Origin of the sequence: Actinomyces massiliensis 4401292 (genome assembly GCF_000269805.1) — a bacterium.
Taxonomy (GTDB): domain Bacteria; phylum Actinomycetota; class Actinomycetes; order Actinomycetales; family Actinomycetaceae; genus Actinomyces; species Actinomyces massiliensis.
Genome location: NZ_JH711481.1, coordinates 1793438 through 1811259 on the forward strand (window position 1 = coordinate 1793438; position 17822 = coordinate 1811259).

Consider the following 17822-nt stretch of genomic DNA (forward strand, 5'->3'; position numbering starts at 1 on the left):
TTGCCGTTACCATTTGCAGGGTGCGTCGTCTGATCAGAGTTCTTCCCCGCTGGCTCTACCGTTTTCAGCCCGTGTTCCTGTGCTTGGGGCTCTTCAGCTTCTTCATGTGGGGGCAGCTGGGTTTCGTCGGACTGGTTGGGTTTGTCCTCATGGTGCTGTTCCTCGTGCCGGGCCAGATTCTGTTCTGGCTGCTGTCCTGGTTGGCGGTCAGGCGCTCGCCTGACAAGCGCCTGGGTTTCAGCACGATTCCCTTCAGCGTCTACCTTCTGGCGGTGCCGCTCATATATTTCACGCTGCCGGATGTCGTCTCTGACGGTCCCGACGGGGAACCGCCATCCGCCGCCATGCGGCTGGCTTCCGTCATGGGTCTGCAACTCACGCGTGCGGTGAGCGGTGATCTGGCAGGTGTATTCCTCATAGTGGTGCTGGTGGCCGGTGCGCTGGCGCTGCTGGCCGCTCTGATCGATATAGCCAGGGCTCTGGATAGCAGGGTCCTGGATAGAGCGAGTAGGGCGGAGCAGCCGCCGCAACAGGATGGGAAGAACGAGCAGGCCGGGGGTTGAGACGGCTCCCACGCCCACGGGAGTCGCGCCACAGGAGCCCCCTGCGTGTGGCTGACAGCCTGTCATCAGGTCTCGTCTGTGGTGTCGCCCTAGCATCGACATCAGCACCGGTCACTGCCCTTCTGAGGGGATGGTATTGCCGTTATCGTGTGTGGGGTGCGTCGTCTGATCAGAGTTCTTCCCCGCTGGCTCTACCGTCTTCAGCCCGTGTTCTTCTGCATGGCGCTCTTCGGTGTTCCCATGTGGGTGATTGGTGTCCGCAGCCTGGCTGGGTCTCTCTTCATGGTGCTCTTCGGTGTGCCTGGCCAGGCTCTGTTCTGGTTGCTGTCCTGGTTGGCGGTGAGGCGCTCGCCTGAAAAGCGCCTGGGTTTCAGCACGCTTCCCTTCAGCGTCTACCTTCTGGCGGTGCCGATCTTCTACGTCGTATTGCCGAATGACGGCCCTGTCTATTCCGACGGGGATCGGACATCGGCGGCCATGCGTTTGGCCTCCGTCATGGGCGTACAGTTCGAGCGCTCGCTGAGCTACGAACTGACGGAGGTGTTCGGGATGGTCATGCTGGCGTCTGGTGCACTGGCGCTTGTGGCCGCTCTGGTCGACATCGACAGAGGAAGAATCGACAGGGCTTTCGACAAGGCGGTCGCCGGATCGCGGCAGCCGGCGCAGCAGGAGGGGAAGAACGAGCAGGCCGAGGCTGAGACGGCTCCCACGCCCACGGGAGCCGCACCACAGGGGCCCGCTGCGTGTGGCTGACGGCCTGTCATCAGGTCCATACTTGGGCGCGTGACTGACGCCATCGCCCTTGGTATTCCCACCGTCCGTGAGGAGCGGCCCGTTCTGGCCCCTCGCAGGCCCACTCGCAAGATCAAGGTGGGGAGCCTTCACGTCGGGGGAGACGCCCCCATCACGGTCCAGTCGATGACCACGACCAAGACCCACGACATCGGCGCCACCCTCCAGCAGATCGCCGAGCTGACGGCCTCCGGCTGCGACATCGTGCGCGTAGCCTGCCCCACCGACAAGGACGCCGACGCGCTGCCCATCATCGCCAAGCAGTCCCGGATCCCCGTGATCGCGGACATCCACTTCAAGCCCAAGTACGTCTTCCAGGCCATCGAGGCCGGTTGCGGGGCCGTGCGCGTCAATCCGGGCAACATCCGCAAGTTCGACGACCAGGTCGCCGAGATCTGCAAGGCCGCCTCCGACCATGGCGTCTCCCTGCGCATCGGCGTCAACGCCGGCTCCCTGGATCGGCGTCTGCTCAAGAAGTACGGCAAGGCCACGCCGGAGGCGCTCGTGGAGTCCGCGACCTGGGAGGCGGGCCTGTTCGAGGAGTGCGGCTTCCACGACTTCAAGATCTCGGTCAAGCACCACGACGTGGTCACCATGGTCCAGTCCTATCAGCTGCTCTCGGAGAAGGGGAACTGGCCCCTGCACCTGGGCGTGACCGAGGCCGGCCCCGCCTTCCAGGGCACCATCAAGTCCTGCGCCGCCTTCGGCACCCTGCTCGCCCAGGGCATCGGGGACACCATCCGGGTCTCGCTGTCCGCACCGCCGGTGGAGGAGGTCAAGGTCGGCACCAAGCTGCTGGAGTTCATGGGGTTGCGCGAGCGCAAGCTCGAGATCGTCTCGTGCCCCTCCTGCGGGCGCGCCCAGGTGGACGTGTGGACGCTCGCCGAGGAGGTCGAGACCGGGCTCAAGCAGATCACCGCCCCGCTGCGGGTGGCCGTCATGGGGTGCGTGGTCAACGGTCCCGGCGAGGCCCGCGAGGCCGATCTCGGCTGCGCCTCCGGCAATGGCAAGGGGCAGATCTTCGTGCGCGGCAAGGTCGTCGAGACCGTTCCCGAGGACCGGGTCGTCGAGACTCTCCTCGAGCACGCCGAGGCGATGGCCGATCAGATGCGCTCCGAACTGGGCGAGGCGGCCTTGGCGGGGACGTCGCCCAGCGTTGTCACCAGCGCCTGACGCATCACGGGATTGCGCCACCCCGCTCCGTCGTCATTGTGAGCTTCTTCGGCCAGCGCCTGAATGTCATCGGTCCGCACCAGCGCGACGGGCTGCTGGGCCTGTGCGCTCTCGATCCTGTCTGCGCCGTCGCCCTGGCTCACCAGTTGCGCCGGTGGGATCGCTGGGGCGATGGCGATGTCGTCGTCCTGGGACGTCCGAGTCGGCCCGTCGCCGGAGCATGGGCGACCGGCTCCCTCATGCCCTTCGGCCTGGCGGCGCGTCCCGCGCTCGGGCACGACGGCGTGGGGCCCTCTGGAGCGCGCGCCATCGCGGATCACGCCCGATTGCGTCTGACTCGGCGCGGCTCGATCATGGGTGCGGCAGCGGATGTCGAAGCGGTCTGGGCCCCTCTGGCGGCCGCCGGCCTGCATGCGCGCGAGGAGCGGTGGAGGCAGCCGGTCCTGGTGGCCCCCAGCCCCGTCGGCGGCCTGGCCGAGACGGTCCTGCAGCGCCGACCGGACTTGCGGTGGGCGGCCCACGGCCTCCACGCCGCGAGCTCGGCCGAGGAGGAGCTGGTGCTGCCGGCGTCAGTGGCCATGTTCTCCGGCGAGCTCGGCTATGACCCGATGACGGCGGGGGGCTCCTACGCCCGGCATGTGTCCTGGCTGGTCGCCACGGGGCGCAGTTATGTCCTCCTCGATGATGGGCTGGGGCGTCCCGCCCAGCCGGGAGGGCCGAGGCGGGTGGCGTTCAAGACCGACGTCGGCGCGGTCTGGGACGCTCCCACGGGCACGGTCGTCCAACTGACCGGGGTGTGGACCCGCGACGACCTGCGCGGCCGGGGGATTGCGACGGCGGCGCTGGCCGCCGTGGTTGACGCCGTGCGCCGGGATCATATGCGCGCCGGCGGCGCCGTGAGCCTGTACGTCAATGACTTCAATACCGCTGCGCTGGGGCTGTACGACCGACTGGGATTCCAGCGGTCGGGGATGTTCGCGACCATCCTGCTCTAGCTCTAGCCGCGTCGAGATCGGTCGAGTTCCGGCTCGAGATCGGTCGTATTCTGCGTCGAGATCGGTAGCACTCCGCATCGAGATCGGTCCACTGCGGCCGGTCCGGCGCCCAGGCCGTGCGAACCCGACCAGACTTGATGATTGACTCCGCGGCTGCGGGTGAGCCCGGCGTACTCCGTCAGCATCAACGGCGGTTGGTCATGTGAACGTACCTTTCTCTCATCCTTCTGAGCTCTGCTGTCAGAAGGATGAGAGAAAGGTACGTTCACGGGGCAAAGGTACGTTCATGTTCTCCAGAGGCGTCCGAGCGAGTCGGACAGAACCGGTCTTCTCAAGTCATGCAGGCGGCCTGGGCGTATGGCCGCCGGCCTCGTGAGCGGCGGCAATCTGTGTGTCCGCTCGGGACTCACTGCCCGGCGGCGGCGAGCATCGCCTGCAGTGCGCGGGTGTACTCCTCGAAAGCCGCACGTCCCTTGGCGGTCAGCGCGAGATAGGTGGCCGGGGTGCGTCCCGCGAAGGTCTTGGACTGGGATACGTACCCGGCCTCCTCCAGCTTGCCCAGGTGGGTGGACAGATTTCCGGCCGTCATGCCGAGCAGGTCGCGCAGGCGGGGGAAGACCATCTCATCGCCCTGGGGCAGGCCCGCCAGAGTCGCCATGATGCGGAGCCTGGCCTGGGCGTGGATGACCGGGTCGAGCGGCGCGACCGGGTCGTTCATCGTGCGGCCCTCCTCGCAGCTCGGGCTCGCAGGACGTCGGTGGCCGCGGCGATGAGTGCGCCGCCGCCGCCCGCCAGGGCCATGATCGCCCACAGGCCGGTCCCGCCCACGAGGGTGGCCGCGGTGGTGACCGCGAGGAACCAGCCGCCGACCCAGGCCATGACGGGTTCGTCCCAGATGGCGGAGCAGGCCATGAACAGGACGCCGATAATGAGGCAGGGGATGGCGTTGCTCAGGATCATGCCCATTTCCTCGGCCTCGGGCGTCCCGAGGGCGGTGAGGAAGGCCCCGGCTCGGCTCATGATGACCAGGCCGAGGATGAAGCCTCCCGCCCAGGCGGCGCCGTAGCGGACGCCCGCCCGACTGGAGACGCCGCGTACTCCCCGCGCGCGGCGGAGGATATAGATGCAGGTGTAGGCGCCGGCCGCCGCGAAGCACCCGAAGTAGAACGGCCACAGGAGCGCCGGCATGGTGTAGTCGGGTCGGATGCTCAACCATCCGGCGCCGTAGCCCATGAGCCAGGCCAGACCCCAGGCGGTGAGCAGAGGGGAGGAGCGGATAAGGGTGCGCTGCCGGAGAGTCGCCTGCTGATCGCTGATCGTGTCGAGGGCGGCACGAGGATCGAGCGGGGCGTCGGGGCTCATAGAACTCTCCTCAGCAAATGAAAAATCTCAAAGTGGTTTGCCGATCAAACTTCCGGATTCAGTGTATGCCGACCGGCTCGCCGTGCAAAATCGGGGAGCGCTCTCCATGGCGTCGCAGCCCGGAGCGGGTGTCTGCGTGCCAGCATAGGGGCGTGGAACCGGTGATCATCAACTCTCGCAGATGGAGCATCTTCTGGCGGGCGCTCTTCGGTGTGGCGTTTACGGCCGGGTGCGTCTACGCTCTCCGTCAGGGGATTAAGTACACCCATATCATCTCCCTGGTTCTGGGGATCCTGGGGACTCCGGCCTTCGGGCTGCTGACCATCGGCTGGATCCGTCTGCTGGGGCGCACCGCGCTGGTCATCGACGACCGCGGCGTGTGGGACAACACGTCCATGATCTCAGTCGGTTTCATCCCCTGGGAGCAGACGCTCGCCTTTCTCCCGGCGCAGATGAGATTCACAAACGTCTCACACGATTATGTCTTCATTCTTTTCGCCGACTCCACGTGGCCATGGAGGCATCTACGGCCCATTCGCCGCTATTACTGCCGGCTCATCACGAAGATAGAAGGCTTCCCGCCGGCGCCGCTGACCATGGACACCATGCCGCTGTCGCCCGTCGAGTGCGCCTGCCTCCTGGCGGAGCAGAGGCGGCTGCGCCGCCCCGAGCTGCCGCCCGCTGTGGGGCCGGTACCCGACCCGTCTTCCAGTGAGCAGTACACCGTGCTGGAAGTGGACGGCCGGGTCGATATGGCCGAGGCGTTGGACTGCCTGTATCGGGAATACCTCGAGCAGTCCAGAAGGGCCGGGCTCATTCCTCCCGTGCCTGCCGCCGATGCTCCTGACGAGGGTCCTTCACCGGACGGCGGTGCGGACGGGCGGCAGCGCTGATCGGGCGGGGCGCTGCGGATTCCTCCGGGGCGGATGTGGCCGACTGTGGTGGGCAGCGGTCGGCGGTGGGCCTGCCGCTCAGAAGCGGGTCCGCCGCTCAGGACGCCGGGCTCGTCTGTGCTCGTGTCGTGCTTCACGTGCTCACTGTGCTCACTGTGCTCGCCGTGCTCATGCCGACAGGCGCTCCTGCATGTGGCGATGCCCCACGGTCTCCACACCCACCACGTTGATCCACGGGGCCAGGACGATGATCGCCAGGCAGGTTGCGAAGGAGACGCCGGCCAGGGACAGGAGCACCGCCCCGGCGAGCGCCGCCACGGTCAGGCCCAGCATGAGCTGCTGGATTCCTCCCAGGGAGCGCAGGTTCACCGCGACCACGAGTGCGTACAGGGCGATCACGAAGACGGCGACGGGGACCGCGACGCTCAGGACCGCCCCGGTGGAGGAGATGACGGACTCGCCCTCCTCGCGCAGCGCCGCCACGTGCAGGCCCGCCCCGATCGCCGCCAGGGAGGCGAAGAGGATGAAGTGGACGTAGGCCACCGTCACGGTCCTGGCCGGGTGCTCATGGAGGATCTGGCCGAAGGGCACCTCGAAGTAGACCCACCACAGGCCCAGTGCGATCGAGATGCCCGAGGCCAGGACCACGACCGTTGAGGCCGACCACCCGTGCTCGGTGTACAGGGCCGTGACCGATTCCGCGGTGCCGACGACCACCTCGCCCAGGGTGATGATCGTCAGCAGGCCGAAACGCTCGGCCAGGTGGTGCGGGTGCCAGCCCATGTGGTCGTAGCGGCTCAAGAGGTATGCCGGGACTCCCAGCTCCATGGCGAACAGCGGCACGGACACCAGGAAGAGCCCCAGTGGGGTGAGGTGGTGGAGGAAGGCGGTGCCGACCCACAGCGCCTGGGCCAGTGCGATCCACAGGGCGTGGATCCGGCAGGCGCGGGCCTGGTCCGGGTTGGCCCGCGCGGCCCGCAGCCACAGTGCGACCAGCGAGACCCTCATGACCACATAGCCGGCCACCATGGTTCCGGAGTGCAGCTGCCATCCATGCTCGAAGCCCTCGTAGAGCGCGGAGATGCCCGCGGTCATCATGATGACGCCCACCATCTGGACCGCGACTCCCAGGCGCACGCCCCAGTCGTCGGTGTCGTAGGAGGAGGCGAAGCTGGAGTAGCTCATCCAGGCCCAGATCGTGGAGAACTGGACGAACCCGAAGGCCGCCAGCCCCGCCGCCACATGCCCGGAGGCCAGGGCGTGCGCCATCTGGACGCCGCTGACGCCGAAGGCGATCACCAGGGTCAGGTCGTAGAGGAGCTCCAGGGTAGTGGCCACCCGGTGCTCCTCGTGCGGGTCGCGTGAGCGCATGGGCGTCAGGGAGTGCAGGAAGCGGCCCGCGGTCGCAGAAGGGGGGTGCTGCACTGCAGTGGCTGAACGGGGTGCGCCGGGTGCGCTGGTATCGGTCATGAGGAGTGTTCCTGTCGGCGGGCGCGTGGGCGGGCGGTTCTCGGGTGGTGTTGAAGATATCCGCTGTTCGACTACTGGGCGTCAGCAAGGTTATGGTGAACAGCATATAGTGCGTTGCAGGGAAGTCGAATAACATCACGCCTCGTGCGCGATATTTCTGAGGCCGCCTCCGAGAGCACGGGGCGTCATAATATTGAGGTCTGGAATGACCTCGTCTCGGTCAAGGATCTTCTGATCTGTTTGCAAATATCGGCGGCATACGCCGCCTGTGCGGCATTACTGGCGATTGTCGTCGGTGGCCAGCCGCTTTTCTGGGGATTGGGAGCATCGGTGATCGGTTTCACCGTGAACTGCTTCTTCGTGAGCCCGAAGCGGGACGTCACCATTATCGATGACGTGAGTGATGCCGATTCCGCGGTTATCGCCGATGATTCCAAGGATGATCTCGGTGATGATCAAAGTGGCGATCCCGGCGAATCCGGAAAACCCAGCGAATCTGGAGGATCCGGTGAGTCCGGGGAACCCAGTGAACCCGGCGAGGAATCTGAAGGTGGCTCCGACGCGACTGCCTCTGAGAATTCTGACGACAATTCCGATAAAGGCGGTGCCGAGTGACTCCTGAGCTTATTCTCATGATGCTGGCGGCAGTGCTCGCCGCCGTCGTCCTGTACACCTTCATCGGTTTCATCCCCGGCACCGATGAGACGAGCGTGCTCGCGCCCGTGACCCTGGCCGTGGTGCTGGCCGGAGCCCCGCCGCAGGTGGTGCTCGCATTCTTCATCGCCGCGATCGTCACGCTCAACCTTATGAACGGCATTCCGACGGCCCTGGTGGGGTTGCCGGGCGGAGTGATGTCGGCACCGCTGATGGAGCACTCCCTGCTCCTGCGCGGCAAGGGCCTCGCCTCGGACACGATCCGCAAGATGGCCGTCGGCTCCGCCATTGGAACCCTGATCTCCATCCCCCTCAGCTTCGCCCTGGCCGGACTGCTGGCGCCCATGGCCGATCCGATCAAGAACCGGGCCCCCATCATCCTCGCGGCCGGAGCGGTGCTCCTGGCGCTGCTGGGGAAGAACCGGATTCTCGCGCTGGTGGCGATCATCCCCATGGCGCTCATGTTCGAGGCCCTGCCCGCGCTCTACCGCACGGCCAGCATCATCCCCGAGGACAAGAAGATCAGCATCTCCTTCTTCCTGGGGATCACGGTGGGCCCCATGCTCATCACTCTGCTGGAGCTGCTCAACGCCAAGCGCCGTGCGGGGCTTCCGCACGGGGACCGCACCAAGACGGCGCTGCTGCGCTCGGGATTCACCTCCCAGGCTCTCATGCCCGGAAAACTGATCTCCCCCTCCGAGGGGTTGTGGAGCACCCTCATGGCGGCCGCCTCCACGCCGTTGTTCGTGCTCAGCCCCGTGGGCCTCACCTTCCTGCTGGGGGAGGCGTCCGTGGCGGATCAGAAGAACGATCCGGTGCGCCGGTCGCAGCGCGCCGTGACCGTCATGAGCGCCCTGACGCACTCGACCTATCTTGCCGGCGTGATCATTCCTCTGGTTGCGCTGGGAATTCCCATCTCGGGCGTGTCCGCCGGACCGGCGGGTCCGCTCTTCAATGCGCCTCCGGTTTATGATCTGACTGACAACCTGCACCATAAATTGCAGATGCCCGGATTCATCGCGGCGGTCACCGTGGGCGCGCTGATCTCGGTGGCGATCACCTATGTGATCGCGGTGCGCTGGTCCTCTCAGATCACCTATTTCGTCATGCGGCGCATTCCGCATGAGGCGGTTCTCGCTCTGTTCGTGGCCTTCATTCTGCTGCTGGCCTACATCGATGCAGGTATTCCGAATATCTTCGGGGTTCTTCTCATCGGCGTGGTGTGCGGTGCACTCAACCGCCTCGGGGTCAACTACGGCGTGCAGTTCATGACGCTCTACGCCGCCCCCGGCATCGTCAAGGCACTGGCCTCGCTGGGCTGAATTGGTCTGAATACGCCACCGCTTACGACGCTCCTCTGCCTCTTACGACGCTCCTTGTGCTCGTACAGTAAGAGGCAGAGGAGCGTCGTAAAGCGTGGTCAAACGGATGCGAGATCTTGAGCGTCCGCCTATCGCGTCCGCCTACCGCTCAGAGCGACGGGCGAGGGCTTCCAGATCCACCCCGAGCAGGCGCGCCTTCTCGGCCGTGCGGCCCGTCACCAGCACGTCGGTGCGGCGCAGCCGCTCGACGTCGGGTGCGCCCAGCAGGGTCATGAGGGTGCGCACCTGATCGGTCCAGGCGTGCAGTTCGCGGTTCAGGGCATCGGCGCCGCCGCTCACCAGGGTGCGCAGGAAGTGCCCCGAGACGCCGACGGCGCTGGCTCCCAGGGCGAGTGCGCGCACCACGTCGAGCGGGCTGCGCACCCCGCCGGAGGCCAGCACCGGCAGATTGACGCAATCCGGTCCGGTCAACGACTCCAGGAGGCACAGCGCCGCCGACTGCCCCCACCCCGTCAGGTATGAGTACTCCTGGCCGGGGCGCCGCTCGTTCTCGATGGCGATGAAGTCCGTGCCCCCGGCCCCGGCCACATCGACCGCCGTCACGCCGGTGCGCTCCAGCTCCCGGATCGTACGGCGCGAGAGCCCGAAGCCGACCTCCTTGACGATCACCGGCACGGGCACCGCCGCGGCGATGGCGGCGATGCGCCCGGCCCAGTCCCGGAAGTCCCGGTCGCCCTCGGGCATGACCAGCTCCTGGGCGGCGTTCACGTGGACCTGCAAGGCATTCGCCTCGATCATCTCCACGGCCCGCAGCGCCTGCTCCGGTGCCACGGTGGGACCCACATTGCCCAGTACGAAGGCGTCCGGCGCCTCGCGGCGGATGACCTCGAAGCCGCCTGCGCGCTCGGGCTCCCGCAGGGCGACGTGCTGGGAGCCGCAGGCGATGGCGACGCCCGCATCGGCGGCAGCACGTGCCAGGTCCGCGTTGATCGCCGCAGTGGCGCTCGTGCCCCCGGTCATCGCATTGATGTAGAACGGGGCCCGCCAGTGCGCACCGCACACGCTCGTGCTGATGTCGATCGAATCGGCGGACGTGCCCGGCAGGGCGTGGTGCATGAAGGAGACGTCGTCGAAGCCGTTGGGCCGGTCCTCGCCGTGCAGGCGCACGGCCAGGTCCAGGTGCTCATCCTTGCGCGATGCATGCCCCGGCTGTTCGATGCCCCCGGCGCTCACGAGTCGGCCCCGCCATGGACGTGGACGTGCAAGTCCAAGGGCTGGATTCCCGCCGCCTCCCAGGCCGAGCGCATGGCCGCTGCATCGGTCCCGGGCGGGCACAGCGCGATGCCGCAATCCCCGCCGCCGGCACCGGAGCTCTTGGCCACGGCCCCGTGCTCCTGGGCGATCTCCACCAGGCGGCGCAGTGGCGGGGTCTCGATGACGATCCCGCTGGTGCGGGTCAGGCCCAGCAGCAGACGGCGCCCCTCCCGTATCCGCAGCCCGATCGCCTCGTCGTCGTCGTCCTTGAGGGCCTGGATCAGGGCGCTCAAGCAGCTCTCGCTGTCTTGCAGGAAGGCCGTGTAAGCGGCGGCGTCCTGCGCCCCGCGCGTGTGGGCCTGGACATCGGCCACGAGTCGCGGGGTGGAGGCGGGACTGCCGGTCCACCCCACATTCAACGTCAAGCTCGGGGCGGGCAGGCGCCGGATGCTGAGCAGCGGCCAGTCCATCCCCACCAGTTCACTCAGCCCCGCTGATTCCCCGGGGCCGGCGCCCATGCCCGGGACTCCGCGCATCCGGTGCAGCCAGGCGCGGTCGGGGGAGGTGTAGGCGACCCATCCGGTGAAGGAGCTGGCCGCGATATCGCCCCCGGAGCCGATGGGCTGGACGGCGTCGGTGGCCAGCAGCGCCAGCTTGTAGACGGCCATGTCATCCAGGGACAGGCCGTAGAACCTCGCCACGGCGCGCACCGTGGCCACGGTGACTGCCGAAGAGGATCCCAGGCCGAGCTTGTGCCCGCTGCCGTCGTCGAGCTCGCTGGAGACATCCAGGTCGAAGTAGCGCAGCCGGCCGCCGGCCTCGCGCACCATCTGCTCGACCATGCGGATCGCGGAGACCACGTAGTCGTTGAACTGCTTGTCGACCATCACCACCCCGTCCTCGGGGCGCCGGTACCAGGTCAGGGACTGCGCCTCGTACAGGGTGGAGCTGATATGGCCGGCGGGGTCGGCCGAGCCGCCAGCCTCGGCCTGCGTGATCCGTACCGTGATGAAGCGGTCCACGGCCACCAGCACCGCCTGGTGCCCGGGCTCGACAACGGCGTACTCGCCGGCGATGTACAGCTTCCCGGGGGCGCTCTGCGAGATCACCGGGAGGCCTCCTCGAAGCGCACTCCTGCGCCGGGGAGCCTGACCGAGACCGCTGCACCGGGCACGCGCTCGCGCAGCGCGGCCGCGACCCGCTCCGCACTGCCGCCCCGGGTCAGGACCTTCACGTTCGGGCCGGCGTCGATGGTGGCCCAGGCGGGCAGGCCGTCCTGGCGCATCGCGCGGACCGTGTGCAGCACCTCGATCGTCCGCGGCAGCCAGTACATGATCGCGGGGCGCGCGGCCATCATCGAGGCGTGCATGCCCAGGGCGTTGGCCTCGGCCACCTCGCCCAGACGCGCCAGGTCCCCGGAGCGCACCGCCTCCAGTGCTGCGCGCAAGTCCTCGCGGCTCGCCTCCACCCAGGCGGGGTAGAGCGGCGAGGCGGTCATGGTCTGCTTCATGGCTCGCGTGCTGGAGATGGTTTTGCGCCCATCGGAGAGCACGACGACGACCATGGCAAGGTCAAGGCCGGACACGGTATCCCCAGCGGGTTCCTCGATGGGTTCTGCGTAGGAGGTCGCGTCGTCCTCCCCGGCGTTCCACAGCACCAGCCCGCCGAACACGGAGCGCGCCGCCGAGCCCGAGCCGCGCCGGGCGAGCCGGGACAGGGCGCGGCCGTCGAGGTCCATGCCCGCCGCGCGCGAGGCCGCCGCCGCCAGGGCGGCGAAGCCCGCCGCCGAGCTGGCCAGGCCCGCGGCCAGTGGAACCGTGCTGGTGGAGGTGACGCTCGCCCGCTGCGTGACGCCGGAGCGCTCTCGCACGAGGTCGAGGAAGCGTGTGACCCGGGCCAGCGCCGTCCCGCCGGGGGCGGAGCCGTTGATCCTCACTGCGTCGGCATCACCGTTCCCGCCGTCGAAGGAGACCGTGGTGGTGGTCCAGGTCTCATCCAGGGTGAGGGAGAGGCTCGAGGTGGTGGGGATCATCAGCGACTCGTCCGCCTTGCCCCAGTACTTGATGAGCGCGATATTCGTGTTCGCACTCGCCGTTGCAGTATGTGCGGTGGGTGCAGCAGATGTAGAGGGTGCAGAGGGAGTCACCGGTTCGCCTCGCTGGTGCGTATCTGGTAGATCCATGCGGACGGCGCCCCGGCACTCCGCAGTGCGGAGGCGACGGCGTCGGCGGTCTCGGCGCTGTCGGCCAGGGCGATCACGCACCCGCCGAGCCCACCGCCGGTGAGCTTGGCGCCGAGGGCCCCGGCGCCGCGAGCGGCCGCCGTGAGCCGGTCCAGCACCGGCAGGCTCAGCTCCAATTGCGCCAGCACCTCGTGCGCCCGGTCCATGGCTGATCCCAGGGCCGGCGCATCGCCGTCGTCGAGCGCTGCGATACCGGCTTGCGCCAGTGCGCCGAGGCTGTTGATCAGGGGACCGACGCCGTCCGGGGCCGCCTCGTAGCGCTCGCGCAGGCCGCCGACGGCCTCGCGGGTGCTGCCGTGGACGCCGGAGTCGGCGATGACGAGGCGGGCCCCCTCGATGCGCTGGGCGAGCGGCCGCATCTGGCCGCCCTGGAACCGGATGGGGGAGGGGGAGCTGGTGGCGGCGGCGTCCAACCCGGAGGGCCTGCCATGGGCGACCTGCTCGGCCATCTGGGTCAGGGCGAACAGCTCGTCCGCGGATGCCTCGCGCCCGCAGGCGTCCAGGACGGCGCGAATGACGGCGCCGGCCGCCGCGGCCGACGATCCCATCCCGCGCTCGTGGGGGAAGTCGCTGGTGGTGACGATCTCGAAGGACTGGTCCATGCGCCCCGAGAACTCGCGGGCCGCCTCGAAGGCGCGCGCGATGCAGGCGAACCCGGGACCGCTGTCGCCCATGGGGCCTGAATACTCCAGGCTGTGCAGCATCGAGGGGCCGGCGGTGGGTGTGGCCGTTGCCCGCATCTGGAGGTCGTGCAGCGGCATGGCCACGGCGGGGTGCCCGTAGACGACGGAGTGCTCGCCCAGGAGGATGGCCTTCGCCCAGGTGCGGCCATGGCCCTCGCGGATGGGGGAGTGCCTGTCCATGTGTTTCCTTGATTGTGGCCCAGAGGGCGGTGATGATCCGGGACAGATTAGATGCCCCGCCTGCCGCGCTGCAATCAGGCGTCGATCACCTTGCCCGGTGCTGCGGCGGGGCTGCGCCAGCAGCGCATGATGAGCCCGGCGCGAGGCCGATCATGGACGGGCCCCGGTTCTAGGCGATCGTCAACTGGCATTCGGCCACTGCGACGGCGAGCTGCACCCGGTTCCTGACCTGGAACTTCTCCAGCAGGGCCGAGACATGGGTCTTGACCGTGGCGGCCCCGATCCCCAGGCGGTCCGCGATCTCGACGTTGACCAGGCCCTGCGCCACCAGGACCGCCACCTCGCGCTCACGCGCGGTCAGGGTGCCGGGGGCCCGGCGCGACGGGGCCTTCATGGCGGTGGTCGTCACCAGCTGCTCCAGCACTGCCGCGGAGAACGGGCGCTCGCCGTCGGCGGCAGTGCGGACCGCCTCCAGGATCTGCTCCGGGGAGCTGTCCTTGAGGAGGAAGCCGACCGCCCCGGCCCTCAGGGCCGAGGCTACGAGGCGGTCGGTGTCGAAGGCCGTGAGCACCAGGACTTTGACGTCGGGCGCGAGCTCGCTGATCCGCTCGCTGGCCCACACCCCGTCGTGGCGGGGCATGTGGAGGTCCAGCAGGATGATGTCGGGTCGTAGACGGCGCGCCGCGTCCAGTGCCCCCTGTCCGTCCGCCGCCTCACCCAGGACGGTCAGTTCCGGGTCCCCCTCCAGGATCAGGCGCAGGGCGGAGCGGACGAGGGGCTGGTCGTCCGCGATGACGATGCGGATGCGGTCAGTCATGAAGCGGTTCCTTCTTCGGTTTCCTCCCTGCAGGGAGCTCTGCGCGCAGGGTGAATACTCCGGCCTCCCGGGCCAGGCTCAGTCGGCCGCCCAGCAGCCGCATCCGCTCGCGCAGGCCGGGAAGGCCCAGGCCGTGACCGGGCAGCGGCAGGGCCGGCGTGGACGCCGGATTGGCGCACTGCACGACCAATGCGCTCCCGGTGGTCTCGAAGCTCAACTGGGCCGAGCCCTGCGAGCCGTGGCGACGGGCATTGGCGAGCGCCTCCTCGACGGTGCGCAGAACGGCGTGACAGACGGCGGCCCCGGCCCTATCGAATGCTCGCTCCCAATCCGGATCGGTACTGAGCTGGATCTCCAGCCCGGCCTCGCGGTGCTGATCGATGATGTGGGCGACGTCCGCCCAGGCGACGGCGGCCTCGTCCCCGGAGCCGTCGTCGTGGAGCACATGGAGGATCTGACGCAGCTCATGGCCGGCCTCGGCCGCCATGGTCCGGATGGTGCCTGCGGTGCGGGCGGCCTGCTCCTCATCGAGATCGCGACGACTGGCCAATGCGGCGGCGTGCAAGGAGATCAAGGAGATGCGCTGGGCCAGGGAGTCATGCATCTCGCGCGAGATGCGGGCCCGCTCCTGCGAACGGGCACGCGCGACGCGGGCCTCGGTGAGCTCCTGGTGATTGGTGAGTAGGATGCCGAGAAGCACGGCGGTGACGGTGTAGATGAGGTAAGGCAGCTCCGTCCACCAGTCGGCCCACCGCCATGGGAACGGGCTCACCGCCAGGCCGAGCGCCGTTCCCACGACCTGCGACCCGAGCGCGATGGGCAGCGACCATGCCTTCGAGCGCGTCCCTAGGAGCGCTGCCGCAACGAAAGCCGGCACATGGAAGCCTCCGGGCAGCAGGACGCTGAGGAACATGCATGCTGCGGGCAGCAGTAGGCCCCGCCGTCTGAACGCGGGCAGCAGCAGGAACTGAGCGGCGATCGGGGAGACCACCTGCATCCAGAACCACAGGGCTTCCCACCAGGTCCGCTCGTGATGGAGGGCATGGAGATCCGCGTTGAGTGAGACCGCTATGTCGAGCAGGAAGATCGCGGTCGCTATGGCGGAAGCACCCCAGAGCAGCCACTGGATGCGTCGTGCCGGGTCGGGTGATCTCACCAGCCGGACTCTACTCACGCCTCAGGGGCGCGCATCCGCCACCTGGGGGAGGGGGCTTGCGCGGACTCGCATCTCCGCCACCTGGCGGAGTCCGCTTCCCCCATGTGCCTGGCGCGCCTGGATCCGGGGCCGATTAGCGTTCGGGGCGCCTGAAGGAGGTTCTTATGCTGAATGCAGACCCTGGAAGACCGGTTCGGCGCGCTCTCGGTTCGGGCGGGAGGGGCTCCGCGCCGCTGGTGCGGTTGTCGGCATTGACGGCGGTGCTGTCGATAGTGGCGGTGGTCCTCGGCGGTTGCTCATCGGCGCTATCGGCCGGGCCCGTTCGGCCTGGTCCGCATGTGTCGCAGCCCGAGGGGAGGCATGAGCTGACCCCGGAGGATGTCACTGCCTGGCTCGATGGGAAGATTCCCGACGCCCTCAATCGGGGGGATTTTCCTGGAGCGGTGGTGACTGTCGTTCACGGGGGTCGGGTGCTGGTGACGAGGGGGTATGGGTATGCGGCTACGGGGGCTGATGGTGAGCCGCGGCGCGCGGTGGATGCCGATACCCTTTTCCGCATTGCATCGGTATCGAAACTCGCCACCAGTATCTCGGTGATGCAGCTCGTCGAGCGGGGTGAGCTGGACTTGGATGTTGATATTAGTGCCTACACGGATGTGAAGATTCCGCGCCGTTATCCCGGTGATATCACCTTGCGGCATCTCCTGACGCACACCGCGGGATTCGAGGAGCATGCTGGGAATCCTGAAAAAGAACCAGATCTGGATTCTTATATCCGTCAGGATCCTCCGATGCAGGTTTTCGCTCCCGGTACCACTCCGGCTTATTCCAACTATGGCATGTCGTTGGCCGGTTACATCGTTGAGCGGGTCAGTGGCGAGGTGTTCGAGGATTATGTGCGCGAGCATGTTCTTGAGCCTGCCGGCATGGACTCCTCCACTTTCGATCAGCCGCTGCCGGAGAGGCTCGCCGACAGGGTGGCCAATGGGTACAAGACCAGCGCAGGTCAGGCTCAGCCATTCGAAGAGATGCCAGATTCTCCGGCGGGTTCTCTGACTGTGTCGGGTGCTGATGCTGGAAAATTCATGTTGGCCATGCTCAATCACTCCCAGGGTGGTGCGCTGCTGAAGGAGGGCACATGGCAGCAGATGTTCAGCCCCGGGCTCGGTGCTGATCAGCTGGGGATGCTCGCCGAGGGCAAGCAAATGGGGCTCGGATTCTTCGATGAAAATCGAAATGGATATCGGATTGTCGGTCATTCTGGATATGCGAATTCTTTTCATGCAGATCTTGAGGTTTATCCCGATAATGGATCTGGGGTTTTCGTTGCGGTTAATGGTGAGGGGAAGGATGGGGCTGAGGCTCTGAAAGATGATCTCATGAGAGGTTTCTCCGACCGTTATTATCCTGGTTCCGAACCTGATGTGGAGGATCGGCCTTCTGTTAGTGAATCGCGGCAGCATGCGCGGGTGGCGGCCGGGACCTATACCTCGTCTCGGGCGCCGATGACGTCCTTCGCCAGTATCAGGGAGGCCCTCCCCTCGGGGTGGAGCAGTATTGATGCTCTTGATGATGGTCATCTTCTGCTGCGGGCGGGGGAGTCCGTGATCGAGTATGAGGAGATCAAGCCGTGGGTGTGGCGGCAGGTCGGGGGATCGCAGACCCTTGCTGTTCAGGTGGAGGGTGGAAAAGTGGTGCGTGTTGGGGATATCCCCGCTTTCTCGCTGCTGCCCATGACCGTCGCTCAGCGGGTGTTCGTTCCGGTGGTGCTCGGTGCTGCAGCGGTTCTCGTGTTGCTTGTGCTGGCCTGGCCGCTTGGCGCGGTGCGCCGTTTGATGGCGCGGCGCGCCGGTGATGGTGGTGGTTCCCGGCTGTCCTGGTGGGCGCGCTCGGCCAGGATCGGGGCGGGGCTGACTCTCGTCGCGATCGGTGCCTGGGCAGGCGCGGCGGTGTCACTGATGGCTGATCGGATCTCTGTGGGCCCGTTGACGCTTCACGGGATCCAGATCCTGACCTTTGTGGGCCTCCTGGGGATCATTCCGGGTGTCGTTGAAGCAGTGCGCGTCCTCAGGGCGGGCGGCGGTATGCTACGGATCGTCACCGCCTTGCTCCTGCCCATCGCATTGGCTGTTGTTGCCTGGATGGCCCTCGCCTTCAACCTCCTCAACCCCGATGTCGGCTTCTAGGAGCAGTGAGGACTGCTGATCCCCGACTCCTCAGTGTGGCCCGCCTCCCGTCGAGGGGGCGGGCCACGCCGTGCATCCGT

Annotated in this window: 17 protein-coding genes; 8 read left to right on the forward strand and 9 right to left on the reverse strand. The window is 67.5% G+C overall.

The window, feature by feature from the left end; genetic code table 11:
- The first annotated feature begins 20 nt into the window (after positions 1 to 20).
- The 4 genes from W5W_RS0107665 (at position 21) to W5W_RS0107680 (ending at position 3523) form a co-directional block, all read left to right on the forward strand.
- Positions 21 to 563: a hypothetical protein gene (locus tag W5W_RS0107665; protein WP_008729360.1), complete on the forward strand. Its 543-nt coding sequence runs from the start codon at positions 21 to 23 to the stop codon at positions 561 to 563.
- 156 nt (positions 564 to 719) lie between these two features.
- Positions 720 to 1316: a hypothetical protein gene (locus W5W_RS0107670; RefSeq protein WP_029574161.1), complete on the forward strand. Its 597-nt coding sequence runs from the start codon at positions 720 to 722 to the stop codon at positions 1314 to 1316.
- 30 nt (positions 1317 to 1346) lie between these two features.
- Entirely contained in the window at positions 1347 to 2528 is a 1182-nt protein-coding gene (ispG, locus tag W5W_RS0107675) for a flavodoxin-dependent (E)-4-hydroxy-3-methylbut-2-enyl-diphosphate synthase (RefSeq protein WP_008731217.1), read from the forward strand.
- Between the two features lie 38 nt (positions 2529 to 2566).
- On the forward strand, positions 2567 to 3523 hold the full coding sequence (locus W5W_RS0107680; RefSeq protein ID WP_017194978.1) for a GNAT family N-acetyltransferase: 957 nt from the start codon (positions 2567 to 2569) through the stop codon (positions 3521 to 3523).
- Between the two features lie 406 nt (positions 3524 to 3929).
- Here the strand turns inward: W5W_RS0107680 and W5W_RS0107685 are convergent, their stop codons facing one another.
- Positions 3930 to 4241, reverse strand: coding sequence for a transcriptional regulator (locus tag W5W_RS0107685; protein ID WP_017194979.1), 312 nt, complete (start codon positions 4239 to 4241; stop codon positions 3930 to 3932).
- Complete coding sequence (locus W5W_RS0107690) at positions 4238 to 4885, reverse strand: hypothetical protein (RefSeq protein ID WP_017194980.1); 648 nt, start codon at positions 4883 to 4885, stop codon at positions 4238 to 4240. The genes W5W_RS0107685 and W5W_RS0107690 overlap by 4 nt, the downstream gene beginning before the upstream one ends.
- A gap of 152 nt (positions 4886 to 5037) precedes the next feature.
- On the opposite strand from W5W_RS0107690, the gene W5W_RS0107695 reads away from it, so the two are divergent.
- Positions 5038 to 5778 carry a hypothetical protein gene (locus tag W5W_RS0107695; protein WP_238533285.1) on the forward strand — a complete coding sequence of 247 codons (741 nt, stop codon included), beginning with the start codon at positions 5038 to 5040 and terminating at the stop codon, positions 5776 to 5778.
- Between the two features lie 168 nt (positions 5779 to 5946).
- Here W5W_RS0107695 and W5W_RS0107700 read toward each other — a convergent pair whose 3' ends face one another.
- Entirely contained in the window at positions 5947 to 7248 is a 1302-nt protein-coding gene (locus W5W_RS0107700; RefSeq protein WP_017194982.1) for a low temperature requirement protein A, read from the reverse strand.
- Positions 7249 to 7392: 144 nt separating this feature from the next.
- Between W5W_RS0107700 and W5W_RS16680 the strand changes: the two genes are divergently transcribed.
- The gene (locus tag W5W_RS16680; protein WP_238533286.1) at positions 7393 to 7863 is read left to right on the forward strand and encodes a hypothetical protein; all 471 of its coding nucleotides are present in this window, start codon (positions 7393 to 7395) and stop codon (positions 7861 to 7863) included.
- Positions 7860 to 9224, forward strand: coding sequence for a tripartite tricarboxylate transporter permease (locus W5W_RS0107710; protein WP_029574163.1), 1365 nt, complete (start codon positions 7860 to 7862; stop codon positions 9222 to 9224). The genes W5W_RS16680 and W5W_RS0107710 overlap by 4 nt, the downstream gene beginning before the upstream one ends.
- Before the next feature lie 141 nt (positions 9225 to 9365).
- Here the strand turns inward: W5W_RS0107710 and fni are convergent, their stop codons facing one another.
- From fni to W5W_RS0107740, 6 genes are all read right to left on the reverse strand, one after another.
- Positions 9366 to 10457 (reverse strand): type 2 isopentenyl-diphosphate Delta-isomerase, encoded by a 1092-nt coding sequence (gene fni, locus W5W_RS0107715; protein ID WP_017194985.1) that lies wholly within the window; start codon positions 10455 to 10457, stop codon positions 9366 to 9368.
- Complete coding sequence (locus tag W5W_RS0107720; RefSeq protein WP_017194986.1) at positions 10454 to 11587, reverse strand: phosphomevalonate kinase; 1134 nt, start codon at positions 11585 to 11587, stop codon at positions 10454 to 10456. Before W5W_RS0107720 ends, fni begins: the two co-directional genes overlap by 4 nt.
- A complete protein-coding gene (mvaD, locus tag W5W_RS0107725; RefSeq protein WP_029574164.1) occupies positions 11584 to 12624 on the reverse strand; it encodes a diphosphomevalonate decarboxylase in 1041 nt (346 codons plus the stop codon). The genes W5W_RS0107720 and mvaD overlap by 4 nt, the downstream gene beginning before the upstream one ends.
- Entirely contained in the window at positions 12621 to 13583 is a 963-nt protein-coding gene (mvk, locus tag W5W_RS0107730; protein ID WP_017194988.1) for a mevalonate kinase, read from the reverse strand. The genes mvaD and mvk overlap by 4 nt, the downstream gene beginning before the upstream one ends.
- A 169-nt stretch (positions 13584 to 13752) precedes the next feature.
- Entirely contained in the window at positions 13753 to 14400 is a 648-nt protein-coding gene (locus tag W5W_RS0107735) for a response regulator (protein WP_017194989.1), read from the reverse strand.
- Entirely contained in the window at positions 14393 to 15556 is a 1164-nt protein-coding gene (locus W5W_RS0107740; protein WP_017194990.1) for a sensor histidine kinase, read from the reverse strand. The genes W5W_RS0107735 and W5W_RS0107740 overlap by 8 nt, the downstream gene beginning before the upstream one ends.
- Before the next feature lie 338 nt (positions 15557 to 15894).
- On the opposite strand from W5W_RS0107740, the gene W5W_RS15715 reads away from it, so the two are divergent.
- A complete protein-coding gene (locus W5W_RS15715; RefSeq protein ID WP_238533287.1) occupies positions 15895 to 17742 on the forward strand; it encodes a serine hydrolase domain-containing protein in 1848 nt (615 codons plus the stop codon).
- Positions 17743 to 17822 lie beyond the last annotated feature (80 nt).